Annotated in this window: 18 protein-coding genes; 15 read left to right on the forward strand and 3 right to left on the reverse strand. The window is 52.5% G+C overall.

Annotation, left to right across the window (positions count from 1 at the left end; all coding sequences use genetic code 11):
• Nucleotides 1–10 precede the first annotated feature (10 nt).
• Nucleotides 11–964: a flagellar hook-associated protein FlgL gene (gene flgL, locus N7268_RS18230; protein ID WP_260863968.1), complete on the forward strand. Its 954-nt coding sequence runs from the start codon at nucleotides 11–13 to the stop codon at nucleotides 962–964.
• A 78-nt stretch (nucleotides 965–1,042) separates the two neighbouring features.
• Here flgL and N7268_RS18235 read toward each other — a convergent pair whose 3' ends face one another.
• Nucleotides 1,043–2,242, reverse strand: coding sequence for an MFS transporter (locus N7268_RS18235; protein ID WP_260863969.1), 1,200 nt, complete (start codon nucleotides 2,240–2,242; stop codon nucleotides 1,043–1,045).
• Nucleotides 2,243–2,352: 110 nt separating this feature from the next.
• On the opposite strand from N7268_RS18235, the gene N7268_RS18240 reads away from it, so the two are divergent.
• Nucleotides 2,353–3,288, forward strand: coding sequence for a LysR family transcriptional regulator (locus N7268_RS18240; protein WP_260863970.1), 936 nt, complete (start codon nucleotides 2,353–2,355; stop codon nucleotides 3,286–3,288).
• A gap of 40 nt (nucleotides 3,289–3,328) precedes the next feature.
• Here the strand turns inward: N7268_RS18240 and rne are convergent, their stop codons facing one another.
• Nucleotides 3,329–6,580 carry a ribonuclease E gene (gene rne, locus N7268_RS18245; protein WP_260863971.1) on the reverse strand — a complete coding sequence of 1,084 codons (3,252 nt, stop codon included), beginning with the start codon at nucleotides 6,578–6,580 and terminating at the stop codon, nucleotides 3,329–3,331.
• 693 nt (nucleotides 6,581–7,273) lie between these two features.
• On the opposite strand from rne, the gene rluC reads away from it, so the two are divergent.
• A complete protein-coding gene (gene rluC, locus N7268_RS18250) occupies nucleotides 7,274–8,227 on the forward strand; it encodes a 23S rRNA pseudouridine(955/2504/2580) synthase RluC (protein WP_198903714.1) in 954 nt (317 codons plus the stop codon).
• Nucleotides 8,228–8,302: 75 nt separating this feature from the next.
• On the opposite strand, the gene N7268_RS18255 is transcribed toward rluC, so the two are convergent.
• Entirely contained in the window at nucleotides 8,303–8,887 is a 585-nt protein-coding gene (locus N7268_RS18255) for a Maf family protein (RefSeq protein ID WP_260863972.1), read from the reverse strand.
• A gap of 197 nt (nucleotides 8,888–9,084) precedes the next feature.
• On the opposite strand from N7268_RS18255, the gene yceD reads away from it, so the two are divergent.
• The 12 genes from yceD to holB all read left to right on the forward strand — a co-directional run bounded on the left by yceD (nucleotide 9,085) and on the right by holB (nucleotide 19,041).
• Nucleotides 9,085–9,606, forward strand: a complete 522-nt coding sequence (yceD, locus tag N7268_RS18260) for a 23S rRNA accumulation protein YceD (protein WP_003036239.1) — start codon at nucleotides 9,085–9,087, stop codon at nucleotides 9,604–9,606.
• A 16-nt stretch (nucleotides 9,607–9,622) separates the two neighbouring features.
• Nucleotides 9,623–9,796, forward strand: coding sequence for a 50S ribosomal protein L32 (gene rpmF, locus N7268_RS18265; RefSeq protein ID WP_003036242.1), 174 nt, complete (start codon nucleotides 9,623–9,625; stop codon nucleotides 9,794–9,796).
• Nucleotides 9,797–9,919: 123 nt separating this feature from the next.
• The gene (gene plsX, locus N7268_RS18270; protein WP_260863973.1) at nucleotides 9,920–10,999 is read left to right on the forward strand and encodes a phosphate acyltransferase PlsX; all 1,080 of its coding nucleotides are present in this window, start codon (nucleotides 9,920–9,922) and stop codon (nucleotides 10,997–10,999) included.
• Nucleotides 11,000–11,076: 77 nt separating this feature from the next.
• Nucleotides 11,077–12,030: a beta-ketoacyl-ACP synthase III gene (gene fabH, locus N7268_RS18275; RefSeq protein ID WP_198903717.1), complete on the forward strand. Its 954-nt coding sequence runs from the start codon at nucleotides 11,077–11,079 to the stop codon at nucleotides 12,028–12,030.
• Between the two features lie 15 nt (nucleotides 12,031–12,045).
• A complete protein-coding gene (gene fabD / locus N7268_RS18280; RefSeq protein WP_260863974.1) occupies nucleotides 12,046–12,975 on the forward strand; it encodes an ACP S-malonyltransferase in 930 nt (309 codons plus the stop codon).
• A gap of 12 nt (nucleotides 12,976–12,987) precedes the next feature.
• Nucleotides 12,988–13,722, forward strand: coding sequence for a 3-oxoacyl-ACP reductase FabG (gene fabG, locus N7268_RS18285; protein WP_198903719.1), 735 nt, complete (start codon nucleotides 12,988–12,990; stop codon nucleotides 13,720–13,722).
• A gap of 154 nt (nucleotides 13,723–13,876) precedes the next feature.
• Complete coding sequence (gene acpP / locus N7268_RS18290; RefSeq protein ID WP_000103754.1) at nucleotides 13,877–14,113, forward strand: acyl carrier protein; 237 nt, start codon at nucleotides 13,877–13,879, stop codon at nucleotides 14,111–14,113.
• An 85-nt stretch (nucleotides 14,114–14,198) separates the two neighbouring features.
• The gene (gene fabF, locus N7268_RS18295; RefSeq protein WP_260863975.1) at nucleotides 14,199–15,440 is read left to right on the forward strand and encodes a beta-ketoacyl-ACP synthase II; all 1,242 of its coding nucleotides are present in this window, start codon (nucleotides 14,199–14,201) and stop codon (nucleotides 15,438–15,440) included.
• 134 nt (nucleotides 15,441–15,574) lie between these two features.
• Entirely contained in the window at nucleotides 15,575–16,384 is an 810-nt protein-coding gene (gene pabC, locus N7268_RS18300; RefSeq protein ID WP_260863976.1) for an aminodeoxychorismate lyase, read from the forward strand.
• A 2-nt stretch (nucleotides 16,385–16,386) separates the two neighbouring features.
• A complete protein-coding gene (yceG, locus tag N7268_RS18305; protein WP_260863977.1) occupies nucleotides 16,387–17,409 on the forward strand; it encodes a cell division protein YceG in 1,023 nt (340 codons plus the stop codon).
• The gene (gene tmk, locus N7268_RS18310) at nucleotides 17,399–18,040 is read left to right on the forward strand and encodes a dTMP kinase (protein WP_260863978.1); all 642 of its coding nucleotides are present in this window, start codon (nucleotides 17,399–17,401) and stop codon (nucleotides 18,038–18,040) included. The genes yceG and tmk overlap by 11 nt, the downstream gene beginning before the upstream one ends.
• Nucleotides 18,037–19,041, forward strand: a complete 1,005-nt coding sequence (holB, locus tag N7268_RS18315) for a DNA polymerase III subunit delta' (protein WP_260863979.1) — start codon at nucleotides 18,037–18,039, stop codon at nucleotides 19,039–19,041. Before tmk ends, holB begins: the two co-directional genes overlap by 4 nt.
• Nucleotides 19,042–19,047: the final 6 nt, after the last annotated feature.

Here is a 19,047-nt window from a genome sequence, read left to right on the forward strand (position 1 = left end):
GAGGGATTTAATGCGTATTAGCACTCAGATGATGTACCAGCAGAACATGCGCGGCATCACCAACTCTCAGGCTGAATGGATGAAGTTCGGTGAGCAGATGTCAACGGGTAAACGCGTGATCAACCCGTCAGACGATCCTATCGCCGCATCGCAGGCGGTTGTACTGTCCCAGGCTCAGGCACAAAACAGTCAGTATACGCTGGCGCGTACATTCGCAACGCAGAAAGTCTCGCTGGAAGAGAACGTCCTGGGACAGGTCACAACGGCTATCCAGGCAGCGCAGGAAAAAATTGTTTATGCAGGGAACGGCACATTAAGTGACGATGACCGCGCATCGCTGGCCACCGATTTACAGGGTATCCGCGACCAGCTTATGAACCTGGCGAACAGCACGGACGGCAATGGTCGCTACATTTTCGCCGGCTACAAAACTGAGTCCGCGCCTTTTTCTCAGGCCAATGGTGATTACACTGGTGGAAGCAAAGATGTCACTCAGCAGGTGGATGCCGCGCGTACTATGGTGATTGGCCACACGGGCGACAAAATTTTTGCCGATGTCACCAGCAATGCGGTTCCCGAGCCGCCAGGCAGTACCCAGGAAAAGAACCTGTTCAAAATACTGGATAGCGCCATTGCTGAACTCAATAAGCCTATTGCGGGTAATGATGCGGCAAAAGATGCTGCAGCAGCGGTCATCGACAAAGCCAACCGCGGTCTGAAAAACTCGCTCAACAACGTGTTGTCTGTTCGTGCAGAATTAGGGACGCAACTCAGTGAACTCAGCTCGCTGGATTCATTGGGGGCCGATCGTGCATTAGGACAAACTCAGCAGATGAGTAATCTGGTGGATGTTGACTGGAATGCGGCAATCTCTTCTTATGTCATGCAGCAGGCGGCATTACAGGCATCGTATAAAGCGTTTACCGATATGCAGGGAATGTCATTGTTCCAGCTAAATCGATAACGTCCTTTTTTGAAACATATCATGAAACTGGATATGTTTGTCTGCCCGCTCCATTTACACCCCGGAGCGGGCATTTTTTTAGGCAATGGTCGCCTGACTCACCCGCGCTTTTCCTGTTAAGCGTATCGCCAGCGCAATCACACCACTGAGGGTTGCCAGTCCTACAACACCTTCCCAGTTCGCCACCCTGTAAACCTGGCTTCCAAGCACGGAACCCAATGCCATTCCGATAAATACCAGGGTAAACAGCAGAGCATTCAGACGCCCTCTGGCCTGTGGCTCCAGGCTGTACACCAGATTCTGATGAGCAACCAGACTGGACTGGAGGCCAAGATCGAAGCCTACCGCTGACAAGGCGATCAGCAACCACTGACCGTGCACCGGCAGGGCGGGCAACAAAAACATCATTGAGAAAGAGAGGGTAACCAGCAATGCGCCCAATTGGGTGACCTTTTCGGCGCCGACTTTATCTGCAAGATGACCGGCTAACGGCGCAGCCAGCGCCCCGGCGGCTCCGGCAATCCCAAAAGCACCTGCCACCGCACTGCCCATGTGGTAATGCTCAGATAACATCACCGCCAGTGTGGACCAGAAAGCGCTAAACGCTATCGACAAAAACCCTTGTGCCAGCGCAGCGCGGCGCAAAGTGGGGTAGCGTTGCCAAAGTTGCGCCATGGAGATCATCAGTGATGGATAGTTCAGTGTCGAATGCGCCGCAAAGCGGGGCAATACCGTCCACATAATCGCGCTAATCACCGCAATACTGACGGCCGCGAGCTGATACATTTCACGCCAGCCAAACGCCTCGCCCACCAGACCACTGACGGTACGTGAAAGGAGGATACCCAGCAGAAGACCGGTCATGACCGTGCCCACCGTTTTACCCTGTTTTCCTTCTGGTGCAAGAATTGCCGCCGCGGGGACAATATCCTGAGCCATGGTTGCCGCCATCCCCATCAGCAGGCAGACCAGTAACAGTGAATGAAGTTGTCCGATAAAACTACATGCCAGAAGAAGAACGGCTAGAGAGAGGCTTTTCAGCAAGATTAAGGTCCGGCGGTCATAACGATCGCCGAGCGGCAGTAAGAATAAAATCCCGAGCGCATATCCTGCCTGGGTAAGCGTCGGCACCAGCCCCATACCGGTAATATTCAGGTGCAGATCCTGACCGATAAGCGGCAGCAGAGGCTGGGCATAGTAGATAGCGGCAACGCTGAACCCGGCGCCGAGTGCCAGAATAAAGATGACCCAACGGGAAAGTGCGGTGTGTGTGTTCACGAATGATTCCTCAATCACGGATGTGCGGCTATTTTTATCTTTCAGTGGCTGGCGCGGTAGCGAGCGCAGTGGTAAAACTGTTATACGTTTGACGTATGATGAATAGCTAAATGATCAAAACAGAGCGTATAGATAGGGTGGAGTTGATGCGTACGTTTGTACGCATCGTTGAGGCCGGATCGCTCTCTGCGGCGGCAAAGCAGATGGGGACGACTCAGGCAACCATTAGCCGACGGCTACAATCGCTGGAAACCTTGCTCGGCGTTAAGCTGATTTTACGCACCACCCATGCGATGAAACTGACGGATGACGGTGAGCGCGCCTATGATCATGCTAAGCACATTATTGATGCCTGGCTGGCGCTTGAAGATGGGTTAAATGTGACGGAAGACGATCCGGTGGGTACGCTGCGTGTCAGAGCTCCCCATGCTTTCGGTCAGCAACAACTTCTTGAGCCACTGTTGCAATTTTTGTCGCGCTACCCACAACTGTCAGTAGAGTGGATGCTCAATGATAAAACGGTTGAATTTCTGAGCGATAATATCGATTGTGCTATCCGGGTGGGAGCCGAGGTTGATCCGGCAACGGTATCGGTATTACTGGCTGAGGTTCCCCGCTGCATGGTGGCAAACCCGGGGTTTATCGCGCAATATGGCGAACTCTCGCATCCTGAACAGTTATCTGGGTTGCCCTGGATTGCGGTAAGTACGTTTTATCAGCACAGCGTGTCGTTATTTCATTCACCCAACAATGACTCCCGCACAGTGAATATCTCGCCGAGATTAAGCACGGACAGTATTTATGTCGCGAGAAATGCAGCCCTGGCAGGGCTGGGCGTGGCAATTGTTTCTCGCTGGATGGTGGAAGAAGACCTTGCTCAGGGGCGGTTAGTTGAATTGCTGCCAGACTGGCATGCCGCACCATTACCTGTGCATCTGGTGTATCCGTGGGCGCGTTACTATCCGACCCGCTTACGTAAATTTTTAGCGTTGATGAAGGATGTTATGCCCCAACTGGCAGGGATGAAGCGTGTAGAGAAGGTATAAAAAAGCCGACCCGGAGGTCGGCTTTTTTGTCTATAACGGCTTACTCAACCGGCTGCGGGCGTGCAGCTGGCGCAGTTGCCTGATGTGTGGCGCTGTGACCACCTGCCGCACCTTTACCGTCAAAGGCAAAAGCAGGGCGCTGCCAGTCGCTATGACGCGGCGCTTCCGGCACATATTCTGGTGCTGGTGCGCGGGTCATCGGCGCAGTTGCATAGCTGTGAACCACTTTTGCGTCCACGGCAGCCGGTGCACGTTCTGCAACGACTTCAGCCGCTACGGCTGGAACAGCCACTTCAACGTCTGCTTTTGGTTCTTCAGCAACAGCGGTTTCAACCACTTCAGCCACCACTTCTGGCTGAGTAGCCACAACGGCAACCGGTGCTTCAACGACAGGCGCTTCAACAACCGGCGCTTCTACAACGTCAGCCACAGGTTCGGCTTCAGCCGCGATTTCTTCAGCTACAGGTACGTCCGCTTCAGCGATGACCTGAGGTTGTTCCTCAACAGGTGTTGCGATCACTTCCGGATGCGTTGTTTCCACAACGACAGCCTGAGGCTCTTCTGCAACGACAGTTTCAGTCACCACCGGCGCTTCTGTTACGGTTTCTGCGACGGTCTCAACAACAGGTTCTGCAGCAGCAAGGATTTGCTGTTCAGCGACAACCGGTTGAACCGGCGTAACATCCTGTTCGCGCTGCTCTTCAACAACCTGCATATCCTGAGGACGAGCGACAGGGTAGCGGATCCACACTTTACCGGACGCTAATTCCGGTGAAGCACAAGCGACCGTGATTGGCATCGGTGACTGGAGCGGATAACGCTCGTCACGATAGCGACGACGACGCTGCCCACTTACGCGCAGATGGCGAGGCGAACGGCGAGAACGACGTGGCATACCGTTGGAGTCACGCGCTTCGCTGTTATCTTCTTGCTCCGGTGCAACGACCGCAGGCAGATCGACTTTCGCCAGTTCGGTGCGCGGTGCCGGTGCGGACTGAGCAACAGGTGCCGCGGCAGCCGTTTCAGCAACCATGGCTGCGGTAGCGACATCAGCCTCAACCGGAGCGCTTTCCGTGTAACGGACTTTCTGGTTCAACTGGCGCTGTTTACGACGAGTCTGAGGCTGACGTACGCGCTCTTCCTGTTCCGTATCCTGTACCGGTTGTTCTGCCAGGTTCAGTTCTTTAACTTCCTGCTGTGCCTGACGCTTATCATCATTACGACGACGGTTGCGTTCACGACGCGGAGCCTGTTGATCATCACCTGATTTCGCTTTGTCAGCGGTATCGTTGGACTGCTGGCGGTTATCACGGGATTCCGCGTTTTGCTGCTGCGCCTGGCGACGGTTACGGCGATTGTCATCGCGGTTTTCGCTGCCTTCGGCACGTTCATTGCGGTTATCACGATCGCCACGGTTATCGCGATTATCACGGCGGTCGTTACGATCGCGACGATTGTTCTGACGTGGTTTGCGGCGATCCTGCTGGCGTTCAGATTTCTCTTCTGCTTTCGGTGCAGGTTGCTCAACCGGTTTCACTTCTTCGCTACCACCGAAGATAGACTTCAGCGCGCCGAGGAAACGGCTAAACAGACCCGGTTGCGCGACACTCGCTGCCGCAGCGGCTGCTTTTGGCGCGGCAACGGCTTTAACCGCTGGCTCCTGCAGGGCAGGGGCCAGCGGAACGTCAGGCATAGCGAAGGTGGCAAGCGCCGGTTGCTCTGGCTGTTTACGCTCGACGTACTCTTCTTCTGTCGGCAACGCCATCGCTTCTTCATGCAGTTTCGGCAGCAGATAGCTCAGGGTTGGCGTTTCTTCCCCTTTGCGTACGCGCAGTACGGAGTAGTGCGGAGTTTCCATCTGATCGTTTGGTACGATCACGCAGCGCACACCGTTCTGGCGAGTTTCAATCGCATTTACCGCAGAACGTTTTTCGTTGAGCAGGTAAGAGGCAATCGGCACAGGCACGATGGCGTGCACTTCCTGGGTATTTTCTTTCAGCGCTTCTTCTTCAATCAGACGCAGAATCGACAGTGACAGCGATTCGTTATCACGGACGGTGCCAGTGCCGGAGCAGCGTGGGCAGACGTGATGACTGGATTCGCCCAAGGACGGACTCAGACGCTGACGGGACATTTCCAGCAGACCGAAGCGAGAAATATGGCTGATCTGAATGCGCGCTCTGTCCTGACGTACGGCCTCACGCAGACGGTTTTCTACCGCGCGCTGGTGGCGAACCGGGGTCATATCGATAAAGTCGATAACGATCAGACCGCCGAGGTCGCGCAGACGCAACTGACGAGCAATTTCATCGGCAGCTTCAAGGTTAGTGTTAAACGCCGTTTCTTCGATGTCGCCGCCGCGGGTTGCGCGTGCGGAGTTGATGTCGATAGCGGTCAGCGCTTCAGTGCTGTCGATAACGATTGAGCCGCCGGAAGGCAGACGCACTTCACGCTGGAAGGCGGATTCAATCTGGGATTCAATCTGGTAGTGACTGAACAGCGGGATTTCGCCGGTGTACAGTTTGATTTTGCTGCTGAAATCCGGACGACCCAGTGCGGCGATGTGCTGACGCGCCATCTCCATAACTTTCGGGTTATCGATAAGGATTTCGCCAATATCCTGACGTAAGTAGTCACGGAAAGCACGAACGATGACGTTGCTTTCCTGGTGGATCAGGAACGGAGCAGGTCGGCTTTCAGCGGCTTTTTGAATCGCTTCCCAGTGTTTCAGGCGGAAACTCAGATCCCACTGCAGCGCTTCGGCAGATTTGCCGACGCCTGCGGTACGCACGATAAGCCCCATGCCATCAGGCAGTTCAAGGCTCGCCAGCGCTTCTTTTAATTCGGTTCGGTCATCACCTTCGATGCGACGGGAGATACCGCCCGCGCGCGGGTTGTTCGGCATCAGAACCAGATAGCTACCCGCCAGACTGATAAACGTCGTCAGCGCAGCGCCTTTATTGCCGCGTTCTTCTTTATCGATCTGAACAATAACTTCCTGGCCTTCGCGCAACACATCTTTAATGTTTGGACGGCCATGGGAGTTGTAGTTGGCAGGAAAGTATTCGCGGGCAATTTCTTTTAACGGGAGGAAACCGTGACGTTCAGCGCCGTAATCAACAAAAGCGGCTTCCAGACTCGGTTCAATACGGGTAATTTTACCTTTGTAGATGTTGGCTTTTTTCTGCTCGTGTCCAGGACTTTCGATATCCAGATCGTACAGACGTTGCCCATCTACAAGGGCGACACGCAACTCTTCCTGCTGAGTTGCGTTAATTAACATTCTTTTCATCGTAACTTACTCATTATTCTTACATTGACGACTAAGCTGCGGGCAGAGTAATGCCTTTCCGGGTGTGAACCGATGGCCTCGTGTCTATTCGCGTCGCCAACCTCACGGTTATCGTCAGCTCAAAGAGGCGCAGAGTGTCGGTTGCCTGTATTTCATACGGAAACACAGCGCAATTATCAGGGGAACAGTCTGGGAAAACTCTCCAGAGAAGCTTCCATTATGCTTGTGTCTTTCACGCTGTAAGTGGCTTAATCTGCTCACCCCAGTCACTTGACGTTAGTAAGCTCCAGGGGATTCCCAGACTTGCCGCCGACCTGCAACGCGAAATTCATACAGCATTTACCGGTAAGGACTGCAACCCGCAGCCCGCTAACTGCCTGAAAGATCAATACGTCTTACGCCATTGCTGCGTTGATGATCGGTCGGGCAAAATTGGGTCATTCCGGAAAAGTTCTTGTTTTAACAAGATTCAACACGGAAACAAGTTCATTATTCCACTGCTAACCTTGTTATAGCAAGATGACTTTTGCCATTTATCACCCGGTTACTCACAGTTTTTACACTTCCGCGTGGTGATTGGTTTAATAACCACCAAATCGGCAATGTCAAACCTAAGTAATAGGGTATAGCAGTAAATATAAGCATAGAAAAATGTGTGGCGCGAATCTTGATGGCTATTTAAAATCGGCCCCCATGAAAACAGAGACTCCAGCCGTAAAAATAGTTGCCATTACTGCCGACGAAGCAGGGCAACGCATCGACAACTTTTTGCGTACCCAGCTTAAAGGCGTACCAAAAAGTATGATTTATCGCATTTTGCGTAAAGGCGAAGTGCGGGTGAATAAAAAGCGTATTAAACCCGAGTACAAGCTTGAAGACGGGGATGAAGTGCGCATTCCACCTGTACGTGTGGCCGAACGTGAAGAAGACGCTCTTTCACCGCATTTGCAAAAGGTCGCGGCACTGAGTGATGTCATTTTATATGAAGATGACCATATTCTGGTGCTTAACAAACCGTCGGGTACCGCCGTACACGGTGGTAGCGGACTCAGCTTCGGTGTGATTGAAGGCCTGCGCGCACTGCGCCCTGAGGCGCGATTCCTGGAGCTGGTGCATCGTCTCGACCGCGATACCTCCGGCGTCCTGCTGGTTGCGAAAAAACGCTCCGCGTTGCGTTCGTTGCATGAGCAACTGCGTGAAAAAGGGATGCAAAAAGATTACCTGGCGCTGGTAAGAGGCCAATGGCAGTCGCATGTCAAAACCGTACAGGCACCGCTGTTAAAGAACATTTTGCAAAGCGGTGAGCGTATTGTGCGGGTGAATCAGGAAGGTAAACCGTCAGAAACGCGTTTTAAAGTGGAAGAGCGCTATGCGTTTGCCACGCTGGTGCGTTGCAGTCCGGTAACCGGGCGTACTCACCAGATTCGCGTACATACCCAGTATGCCGGGCATCCTATTGCTTTTGACGACCGCTATGGTGATCGTGAGTTTGATCAGCAACTGGCGGGCACGGGACTCAACCGTCTGTTTCTGCATGCTGCGGCATTGAAATTTACCCATCCGGGGACAGGGGAAGTTATGCGGGTTGAAGCACCGATGGATAAACAGCTGAAGCGCTGTCTTGAAGTGTTACGTAGCAAAGCCTGATGACGCGTTGCTTGTCAGGCCGACCCTTACAGTAGGCCTGACAAGACGCTTTCGCATCGCTCTTTACCCAATTGATCACGCCTTAAGCGGGTTCATCTCTTCGCGACGCAGCATCTGACACAAGGCTATCAGTGGCAAGCCAATTAATGTGTTAGGATCGCGGCCCTCCAGACGCTCGAAAAGCGCAATGCCTAAACCTTCGCTTTTAAAACTGCCAGCACAATGTAACGGACGTTCTTTGCGCACATAATCTTCAATTTCCACTTCACTTAAATGACGAAAGTGAACGTCAAACGGTTCGACTTCGGTCTGTAAATGCCCGTTTGCGGAATTATACAGCGCCAATCCGGTATAAAAGGTGACAATATTTCCGCTGGCTTTGGTTAATTGTTGTCTTGCTTTTTCTTCGGTTAATGGCTTGCCGGTTATTTCTCCATCAAGCACGCAAATTTGATCGGAACCAATAATCAGATGCGACGGGTAGCGATGGGCAAGGGATTGCGCCTTTTCCTGTGCCAGACGTGACACCAAATGCCGTGGTGTTTCGCCGGGTAAAGGCGTTTCATCAACCTCAGGCGCTGCGCATTCGAAGGGTATGGCCAGTTTTTCGAGCAACGCGCGACGCCAGGGAGAGGTGGACGCAAGAATAAGTTGAGGCATATTTTTTCCCCCGCATATAGCGTAATGATGAGAGCCATTTTAAACTATGGACTTCGTCCTTCAAGCTGGCTGCGATGGCTTGTCGTGATCGATTTTAAGTCGATGACCCGCAATGTGTGCGAATTATTGGCAAAAGGCAACCGCAGGCTGCCTTTTTCTTTGACTATATGACGTTACAAAGTTAATATGCGCGCCCTATGCAAAAGGTAAAATTACCCCTGACTCTTGATCCGGTTCGTACGGCTCAAAAACGCCTTGATTATGAAGGTATCTATACTTCTGATCTGGTTGAGCGTGTCGCCGATTCTGTAGTCAGTGTGGACAGTGATGTGGAATGCTCCATGTCGTTCGCGATCGATAACCAGCGCCTTGCCGTGATAACCGGTGATGCAAAGGTTTCGGTTACGCTCGAGTGTCAGCGTTGCGGGAAACCGTTCCCACTTCATGTTCACACAACATATTGTTTTAGTCCTGTCCGTTCTGACGAGCAGGCTGAAGCACTCCCGGAAGCGTATGAGCCGATTGAGGTTAACGAATTCGGTGAAATCGATCTGCTTGCAATGGTTGAAGATGAGATTATCCTCTCCTTGCCGGTAGTTCCGGTGCATGATTCTGAACACTGTGAAGTGTCCGAGGCGGACATGGTCTTTGGCGAATTGCCTGATGAAGCGCAAAAACCAAACCCATTTGCCGTATTAGCCAGCTTAAAGCGTAAGTAATTGAGGAGTAAGGTCCATGGCCGTACAACAGAATAAACCAACCCGTTCCAAACGTGGCATGCGTCGTTCTCATGACGCTCTGACCGCAGTCACCAGCCTGTCTGTAGACAAAACTTCTGGTGAACAACACCTGCGTCACCACATCACTGCCGACGGTTTCTACCGTGGCCGTAAGGTAATCGCTAAGTAATCACGCATGACTCAACGAATTTCGTACCTCTGGTATGAAGGACGAAGAGTACAAGCGTGATGAAGCTTAGTGAGGCTTTCCCCGGGTGACTGGGGAAATACCTGACCAGGCAGCGACGATACCTTGACACGTCTAACCCTGGCGTTAGATGTCATGGGGGGAGATTTTGGCCCTACCGTGACAGTGCCTGCAGCATTGCAGGCACTGAATTCTAATTCGCAACTCACACTTCTTTTAGTCGGGGATCCCGATACAATCACGCCATTACTTGCCAAAGCTGACTTCGAACAACGTTCACGTCTGCAGATTATTCCTGCTCAGTCAGTTATTGCCAGTGATGCCCGGCCCTCGCAGGCTATCCGCGCCAGTCGTGGAAGCTCTATGCGTGTTGCCCTGGAGCTCGTGAAAGAAGGTCGAGCACAAGCCTGTGTGAGCGCTGGTAATACGGGCGCGCTGATGGGACTTGCGAAACTATTGCTCAAACCCCTTGATGGGATTGAGCGTCCTGCGCTGGTGACGGTATTGCCGCATCAGCAAAAGGGCAAAACGGTGGTGCTGGATTTAGGCGCCAACGTGGATTGCGACAGTACGATGTTGGTGCAATTTGCCGTCATGGGTTCCGTGTTGGCAGAAGAGGTGGTAGGGATTGCCACTCCTCGGGTTGCGTTGCTCAACATCGGCGAAGAAGAAACAAAGGGTCTCGACAGTATTCGGGACGCTTCTGCTGTGCTAAAAACAATCCCCTCCATCAATTATATCGGCTATCTTGAAGCCAATGAGTTACTGACGGGCAAAACTGATGTGCTGGTCTGTGACGGCTTTACAGGGAACGTCACATTAAAGACGATGGAAGGTGTTGTAAGAATGTTCCTTTCACTGCTGAAGTCTCAGGGTGAGGGTAAAAAACGGTCGTGGTGGCTGCTGTTATTAAAACGTTGGTTACAAAAAAGCCTAACGAGGCGATTCAGTCACCTCAACCCCGACCAGTATAATGGCGCCTGTCTGTTAGGATTGCGCGGCACGGTGATTAAAAGTCATGGTGCGGCCAACCAGCGAGCTTTTGAGGTCGCGATTGAACAGGCAGTGCAGGCGGTGCAGCGACAAGTTCCTCAGCGAATTGCCGCTCGCCTGGAATCTGTATACCCAGCGGGATTTGAACCGCTGGACGGTGGCGAAAGCAAACATTCACACGTGCACAGATAACAGTGCGGCTGGGAGTGTCGTCAACGTTCCAGTGATTTGCTCGCCGCGGTATATAACCAAAAAGTGACTGAGCGTACATGTATACGAAGATTATTGGTACTGGCAGCTACCTGCCTGAACAAGTGCGTACTAACGCCGATTTGGAAAAAATGGTCGAGACATCTGATGAGTGGATCGTCACTCGTACAGGTATCCGTGAACGCCACATTGCAGCACCGAACGAAACCGTTGCGACGATGGGCTTTGCCGCCGCAAACCGTGCGCTTGAAATGGCGGGCATCGACAAAGAACAAATTGGTTTAATTGTGGTGGCGACCACATCCTCAACGCACGCGTTTCCGAGCGCGGCGTGCCAGATCCAAAGTATGCTGGGGATTAAAGGCTGCCCGGCGTTTGACGTTGCCGCAGCGTGTGCCGGTTTTACCTATGCGCTGAGCGTTGCCGACCAGTATGTTAAGTCTGGCGCGGTAAAACATGCGCTGGTGGTGGGGTCTGACGTACTGGCTCGTACCTGCGATCCAACCGATCGCGGAACGATCATCATTTTTGGTGACGGAGCTGGTGCAGTCGTACTGAGCGCATCAGAAGAGCCAGGTATCCTCTCCACGCATCTGCATGCTGATGGTCGCTACGGTGAACTGCTGACGCTGCCTAATGCCGATCGCGTAAACCCGGAAAACCCGATTCATTTGACCATGGCGGGTAACGAAGTCTTTAAAGTGGCGGTTACCGAGCTTGCTCACATCGTTGATGAAACGCTGGAAGCAAACAACCTCGACCGTTCTGCGCTCGACTGGCTGGTGCCGCATCAGGCAAACCTTCGTATTATCAGCGCGACAGCGAAAAAACTGGGCATGTCGATGGATAATGTCGTGGTCACGCTGGACAGACATGGCAATACCTCTGCTGCTTCCGTACCGTGCGCGTTGGACGAAGCTGTCCGCGACGGGCGAATTAAACCAGGGCAGTTGATATTGCTGGAGGCCTTCGGGGGTGGATTCACCTGGGGCTCCGCGCTGGTTCGTTTCTAGTATAAGGATTTTAACATGACGCAATTTGCATTTGTGTTTCCTGGTCAGGGTTCTCAGACCGTCGGGATGTTGTCTGAAATGGCAGCAGACTACCCGATTGTTGAAGAAACTTTTGCTGAAGCTTCAGCTGCACTGGGCTATGATCTCTGGGCACTGACTCAGCAGGGTCCGGCTGAAGAATTGAATAAAACCTGGCAGACCCAGCCTGCGTTGTTAACCGCTTCTGTCGCGCTGTATCGTGTATGGCAGCAGCAGGGTGGTAAGACACCTGCGCTGATGGCTGGTCACAGCCTGGGTGAATACTCTGCACTGGTGTGCGCGGGCGTAATCAATTTCGCTGATGCTGTGCGCCTGGTTGAACTGCGTGGCAAATTCATGCAGGAAGCTGTACCGGAAGGCACTGGCGGCATGTCCGCGATTATTGGGCTGGACGATGCCTCTATCGCGAAAGCCTGTGAAGAATCTGCTGAAGGTCAGGTGGTTTCTCCGGTGAACTTCAACTCACCAGGTCAAGTGGTTATTGCCGGACACAAAGAAGCCGTAGAGCGTGCAGGCGCGGCCTGTAAAGCGGCTGGTGCTAAGCGTGCGTTGCCGCTGCCAGTAAGCGTGCCTTCTCACTGCGCGCTGATGAAGCCTGCGGCAGAGAAACTTGCCGTTGAGCTGCAAAAAATTACCTTTAACACGCCGACTGTTTCCGTTGTGAACAACGTTGACGTGAAATGCGAAACCTCTGCTGACGCGATCCGCGACGCGCTGGTTCGTCAGTTGTACAGCCCGGTTCAGTGGACCAAAACCGTTGAGTTTATGGCGTCCCAGGGTGTCGAGCATTTGTATGAAGTTGGACCGGGTAAAGTTCTCACTGGTTTGACAAAACGTATTGTTGATACCCTGACGGCTTCGGCACTGAATGAGCCGGCGGCACTGTCTGCGGCACTTTCGCAATAAAAGAGGAAGACCATGAGTTTTGAAGGAAAAGTCGCGCTGGTAACCGGTGCAAGCCGTGGCATAGGCCGCGCAATTGCTGAAACACTCGTTGCCCGTGGCGCGAAAGTTATCGGTACTGCCACCAGCGAAAACGGTGCGCAGGCGATTAGCGATTATTTAGGTGCAAATGGTAAAGGTCTGATGTTGAATGTGACCGATCCTGCATCTATCGAATCTGTTCTGGAAAATATTCGCGCAGAATTTGGTGAAGTCGATATTCTGGTCAATAATGCCGGGATTACTCGTGATAACCTGTTAATGCGCATGAAAGATGACGAGTGGAACGATATTATCGAAACCAACCTGTCATCTGTTTTCCGTCTGTCAAAAGCGGTAATGCGAGCTATGATGAAAAAGCGTCATGGTCGTATTATCACTATCGGTTCTGTGGTTGGTACCATGGGAAATGCGGGTCAGGCTAACTACGCTGCGGCGAAAGCGGGTCTGATTGGCTTCAGTAAGTCACTGGCTCGTGAAGTTGCGTCCCGTGGCATTACTGTAAACGTTGTTGCTCCGGGCTTTATTGAAACGGACATGACGCGTGCGCTGTCTGATGATCAGCGTGCGGGTATTCTGGCGCAGGTTCCTGCGGGTCGCCTTGGTGGCGCTCAGGAAATCGCCAGTGCGGTTGCATTTTTAGCTTCTGACGAAGCAAGTTACATCACTGGTGAGACTTTGCACGTCAACGGCGGGATGTACATGGTTTAACCACGATGAAAAATATTTGCGTTATTGGGGTGAATGGCCTCAAAATAACGTAAAATCGTGGTAAGACCTGCCGGGATTTAGTTGCAAATTTTTCAACATTTTATACACTACGAAAACCATCGCGAAAGCGAGTTTTGATAGGAAATTTAAGAGTATGAGCACTATCGAAGAACGCGTTAAGAAAATTATCGGCGAACAGCTGGGCGTTAAGCAGGAAGAAGTAACCAACAATGCTTCCTTCGTTGAAGACCTGGGCGCAGATTCTCTTGACACCGTTGAGCTGGTAATGGCTCTGGAAGAAGAGTTTGATACTGAGATTCCGGACGAAGAAGCTGAGAAAATCACTACTGTTCAGGCTGCCATTGATTACATCAACGGCCACCAGGCGTAAGTGAACATCTCCAGGCGGTCATTCGACCGCCTGAGTTTTATCTTTTTATCCCACTTGAATTATTTTCCCTCCCTGGAGGACAACCGTGTCTAAGCGTCGTGTAGTTGTGACCGGACTGGGCATGTTGTCTCCTGTCGGCAATACCGTAGAGTCTACCTGGAAAGCTCTCCTTGCCGGTCAGAGTGGCATCAGCCTGATCGACCATTTCGATACTAGCGCCTATGCAACGAAATTTGCTGGCTTAGTAAAGGATTTTAACTGTGATGACATTATCTCGCGCAAAGAACAGCGCAAGATGGATGCCTTCATTCAATATGGAATTGTCGCTGGCGTTCAGGCCATGCAGGATTCTGGCCTCGAAATTACGGAAGAGAACGCCCACCGTATTGGCGCTGCTATCGGCTCCGGTATTGGCGGTCTCGGTCTTATCGAAGAAAACCATACCTCTCTGGTAAACGGTGGACCGCGTAAGATTAGCCCGTTCTTCGTTCCGTCGACGATTGTTAACATGGTGGCCGGTCATCTGACCATCATGTATGGCCTGCAAGGGCCAAGCATCTCCATCGCAACGGCCTGTACATCAGGCGTGCACAACATCGGTCATGCCGCACGTATCATTGCATACGGCGATGCAGACGCGATGGTTGCCGGTGGTGCTGAAAAAGCCAGTACTCCGCTGGGCGTCGGTGGCTTCGGTGCTGCGCGTGCGCTGTCTACACGTAATGACGACCCGCAAGCGGCAAGCCGTCCGTGGGATAAAGAGCGTGATGGTTTTGTGCTGGGTGACGGCGCAGGCATGGTGGTACTGGAAGAGTACGAGCATGCAAAAGCGCGTGGCGCGAAAATCTATGCTGAAGTGGTCGGCTTTGGGATGAGCAGCGATGCTTACCATATGACGTCACCGCCGGAAAACGGTGCAGGTGCTGCCCTGGCTATGGTCAATGCACTGCGTGATGCGGCCATTGAACCGGGTCAGATTGCCTATGTCAACGCACATGGCACGTCCACCCCGGCAGGCGATAAAGCTGAAACCCAGGCAGTGAAATCTGTCTTTGGTGATGCTGCACGTAGCGTGATGGTCAGCTCGACCAAATCCATGACCGGACACCTGCTGGGTGCGGCGGGCGCGGTAGAGTCTATTTTCTCTATCCTGGCGCTGCGCGATCAGGCGGTTCCGCCAACCATTAACCTGGATAACCCGGATGAAGGTTGTGACCTGGACTTCGTTCCACACGAAGCGCGTCAGGTTAGTGGCATGGAATACGCACTGTGCAACTCCTTTGGTTTCGGTGGTACCAACGGTTCTGTGATCTTTAAGAAGATCTAAGAGTCACAAGTGATGCTTCAGCGTCCTTGCTAAATAAAAAAGGTCCGTATGCCGGGCCTTTTTTTATTCGTTTTTCTACCCTTGTCCTGGGGTACTCATCCTGCCAAACTAGCGAACCACAATAAGGAGCTACCATGTTCTTAATTAATGGCCGTGAGCAGACTATGCTGCCTGCAAGCGATCGGGCTACGCAGTTTGGTGATGGCTGTTTTACTACCGCGCGAATCATCGACGGCCAGGTGTGCTTTCTTGCGGCGCATCTCCAGCGTTTACAAGATACGTGTCAAAAATTGCTGATTGCTTTCGATAAGTGGGCGGAACTGCAGCGGGAAATGGAAACGCTGGCAGCAGGGCATGTGCATGGCGTGCTGAAAGTGATGATTAGCCGTGGCAGTGGTGGTCGCGGCTATAGCGGCGCGAATTGCCATGCGGCAACCCGTATCCTCTCCGTTTCGGCTTATCCTGCACACTATAAGGGTTGGCGAGAACATGGCATTACGCTCGCGCTAAGCCCCGTACGCCTGGGACGTAATCCGTTACTTGCCGGCCTTAAACACCTGAACCGCCTTGAGCAAGTATTGATCCGCTCTCATCTTGAGCAGACGGATGCGGACGAAGCGCTGGTTCTTGACAGCGAGGGATGGGTTACGGAATGCTGTGCGGCTAATTTGTTCTGGCGTAAAGATGATGTGGTTTACACTCCCCGGCTGGATCAGGCCGGCGTGAACGGGATTATGCGACAATTCTGTATTCGGATGCTGGCACAATCCCCTTTCAGGGTTGTCGAAGTGTATGCCGGAATAGAGGACGTTATGCAGGCGGATGAAATGGTCATCTGTAATGCGTTAATGCCTGTTATTCCTGTGCGTGCATGTGGTGACATGCTGCTGTCTTCACGTTTGTTATTTGATTTTTTAGCCCCACTTTGTGAGCACCCAAATTAGTCATGAAAAAATTTTTACGTGTTGTTCTGTTATTGCTGATAGTGCTGGGCATTGCCGCGGGAGTGGGAATGTGGAAAGTTCGCCATCTGGCGGACAGTAAATTATTGATTAAAGACGAAACAATTTTCACGCTTAAAGCGGGTACGGGGCGTCTTGCATTAGGTGAACAGTTGTATGCGGACAAAGTGATTAATCGTCCGCGTGTATTCCAGTGGCTGCTGCGTATCGAGCCTGATCTTTCGCATTTTAAAGCCGGAACCTACCGTTTTACACCTGACATGACTGTACGGGAGATGCTGCAACTGCTGGAAAGTGGTAAAGAAGCACAGTTCCCATTGCGTCTGGTTGAGGGGATGCGCCTGAGCGATTACCTCAAACAGTTGCGTGAGGCGCCGTATATCAAGCATACCCTGAGTGATGACAACTACGAGACTGTCGCTCAGGCGCTGAAGCTGGAAAACCCGGAATGGGTGGAAGGCTGGTTCTGGCCGGATACCTGGATGTATACCGCGAATACCACTGACGTGGCGTTGCTGAAGCGTGCGCATCAAAAAATGGTCAAAGCGGTAGATACTGTCTGGGAAGGACGTGCCGAAGGTCTGCCTTACAAAGATAAAAATCAGCTGGTCACGATGGCGTCGATCATTGAAAAAGAAACGGCAGTGGCCAGTGAACGCGATCAGGTGGCCTCAGTCTTTATTAACCGTTTACGTATTGGCATGCGACTGCAGACCGATCCGACCGTGATTTACGGGATGGGGACACGTTATAATGGAAAATTGTCGCGCGTGGATTTAGAAACGCCGACCGCCTATAACACCTATACCATTACGGGACTGCCGCCGGGTCCGATTGCCATGCCAGGAGAAGCCTCGCTGCAGGCTGCTGCGCATCCGGCAAAAACACCGTATCTCTATTTTGTGGCTGACGGTAAAGGTGGCCACACGTTTAACACGAATCTTGCCAGCCACAACCGGTCTGTGCAGGATTACCTGAAAGTGCTTAAGGAAAAAAATGGGCAGTAATTACATCGTCATCGAAGGCCTGGAAGGCGCGGGAAAAACCACAGCACGTGATGTCGTGGTGGAGACACTTGAGCAACTGGGTATTCACGACATGATTTTTACCCGCGAGCCTGGCGGAACCCAGCTTGCTGAGAAATTAAGAAGCCTGGTGCTGGACATCAAATCTGTTGGCGATGAGATTATCACCGACAAAGCAGAAGTCCTGATGTTTTATGCGGCACGCGTACAACTGGTTGAAACGGTGATCAAACCTGCGCTGGCAAAAGGGACATGGGTCATTGGCGATCGTCATGACTTGTCAACTCAGGCTTATCAGGGCGGGGGACGCGGTATCGATCAAACCATGCTGGCGACGCTGCGCGATGCGGTGCTGGGCGACTTCCGTCCTGATCTGACTCTTTATCTGGACGTGACGCCAGAAGTCGGTTTGAAACGTGCGCGTGCGCGCGGCGAACTGGACCGCATAGAACAGGAGTCGTTTGATTTCTTCAATCGCACCCGAGCCCGTTACCTCGAACTGGCTGCCAAAGACACCCGCATTCGTACTATTGATGCCACACAGCCGCTTGACGCGGTAATGAGTGATATCCGCAGCACCATTACCCACTGGGTGAAGGAGCAGGGCGCATGAAATGGTATCCATGGTTACGACCGGATTTTGAAAAACTGGTAACAAGCTACCAGGCGGGTCGTGGTCACCATGCGTTACTGATTCAGGCGTTACCTGGCATGGGTGACGATGCGTTGATTTACGCTCTCAGCCGCTATTTGATGTGCCAGCAGCCGGAAGGGCATAAAAGCTGCGGACACTGCCGTGGCTGCCAGCTGATGCAGGCTGGAACGCATCCTGACTATTATTCTCTTCTCCCGGAGAAAGGGAAAAGTACGTTGGGCGTTGATGCCGTACGTGAAGTCAGTGAAAAATTGTACGAACACTCGCGATTGGGCGGTGCAAAGGTGGTGTGGCTGCCTGATGCAGCCCAGTTGACCGATGCCGCTGCCAATGCCTTATTGAAAACGCTGGAAGAACCACCGGCACAGACCTGGTTTTTCCTCGCCTGTACAGAGCCTGCACGTTTATTAGCGACATTACGTAGTCGCTGTCGTTTGCACCATCTGGCACCGCCGGCAGAGTCGTACGCCATTTCCTGGCTTGCCCGTGAAGTGACGGCTTCACAAGATGCCCTGCTTAGCGCATTACGCCTGAGTGCGGGTTCTCCCGGTGCCGCATTAACGTTGCTACAGGCAGAAAGCTGGGCGCACCGTGCCGATTTCTGCACGGCGCTGGCGAACACCGTGCACTCTGGCGACTGGTATAGCATGCTGGCGGCGCTTAACCATGAACAGGCCGCGGTGCGACTACATTGGCTGGCGACACTGTTAACGGATGCGCTTAAACGCCCCTATGGTATTTCCCATTTCACGAATGCTGATGCTCAGGCATTGATATCATCAATCGCTGAACGGTTATCCGTTGCGCAGATTCAGGCAATACTCGGTGATGTTTGTCATTGCCGTCAGCAGTTGCTAAATGTGACGGGTGTAAACCGTGAACTGGTATTAACCGATCTTATCCTCCGTATTGAGCATTACCTGCAACCAGGCATTGCACTGCCTGTTCCCCATCTTTGAGAGAGA

This window comes from Citrobacter sp. Marseille-Q6884, from assembly GCF_945906775.1.
Lineage (GTDB): Bacteria > Pseudomonadota > Gammaproteobacteria > Enterobacterales > Enterobacteriaceae > Citrobacter.

Excerpts from the sequence above, each read along its gene's own strand:
- holB (WP_260863979.1), top strand. The coding sequence starts at position 18,037 with ATGAAATGGTATCCATGGTTACGACCGGATTTTGAAAAACTGGTAACA.
- flgL (WP_260863968.1), top strand. The coding sequence starts at position 11 with ATGCGTATTAGCACTCAGATGATGTACCAGCAGAACATGCGCGGCATC.
- fabD (WP_260863974.1), top strand. The coding sequence starts at position 12,046 with ATGACGCAATTTGCATTTGTGTTTCCTGGTCAGGGTTCTCAGACCGTC.
- pabC (WP_260863976.1), top strand. The coding sequence starts at position 15,575 with ATGTTCTTAATTAATGGCCGTGAGCAGACTATGCTGCCTGCAAGCGAT.
- yceD (WP_003036239.1), top strand. The coding sequence starts at position 9,085 with ATGCAAAAGGTAAAATTACCCCTGACTCTTGATCCGGTTCGTACGGCT.
- fabH (WP_198903717.1), top strand. The coding sequence starts at position 11,077 with ATGTATACGAAGATTATTGGTACTGGCAGCTACCTGCCTGAACAAGTG.
- rpmF (WP_003036242.1), top strand. The coding sequence starts at position 9,623 with ATGGCCGTACAACAGAATAAACCAACCCGTTCCAAACGTGGCATGCGT.
- rne (WP_260863971.1), bottom strand. The coding sequence starts at position 6,580 with ATGAAAAGAATGTTAATTAACGCAACTCAGCAGGAAGAGTTGCGTGTC.
- N7268_RS18240 (WP_260863970.1), top strand. The coding sequence starts at position 2,353 with ATGATCAAAACAGAGCGTATAGATAGGGTGGAGTTGATGCGTACGTTT.
- N7268_RS18255 (WP_260863972.1), bottom strand. The coding sequence starts at position 8,887 with ATGCCTCAACTTATTCTTGCGTCCACCTCTCCCTGGCGTCGCGCGTTG.
- yceG (WP_260863977.1), top strand. The coding sequence starts at position 16,387 with ATGAAAAAATTTTTACGTGTTGTTCTGTTATTGCTGATAGTGCTGGGC.
- rluC (WP_198903714.1), top strand. The coding sequence starts at position 7,274 with ATGAAAACAGAGACTCCAGCCGTAAAAATAGTTGCCATTACTGCCGAC.
- acpP (WP_000103754.1), top strand. The coding sequence starts at position 13,877 with ATGAGCACTATCGAAGAACGCGTTAAGAAAATTATCGGCGAACAGCTG.
- fabG (WP_198903719.1), top strand. The coding sequence starts at position 12,988 with ATGAGTTTTGAAGGAAAAGTCGCGCTGGTAACCGGTGCAAGCCGTGGC.
- tmk (WP_260863978.1), top strand. The coding sequence starts at position 17,399 with ATGGGCAGTAATTACATCGTCATCGAAGGCCTGGAAGGCGCGGGAAAA.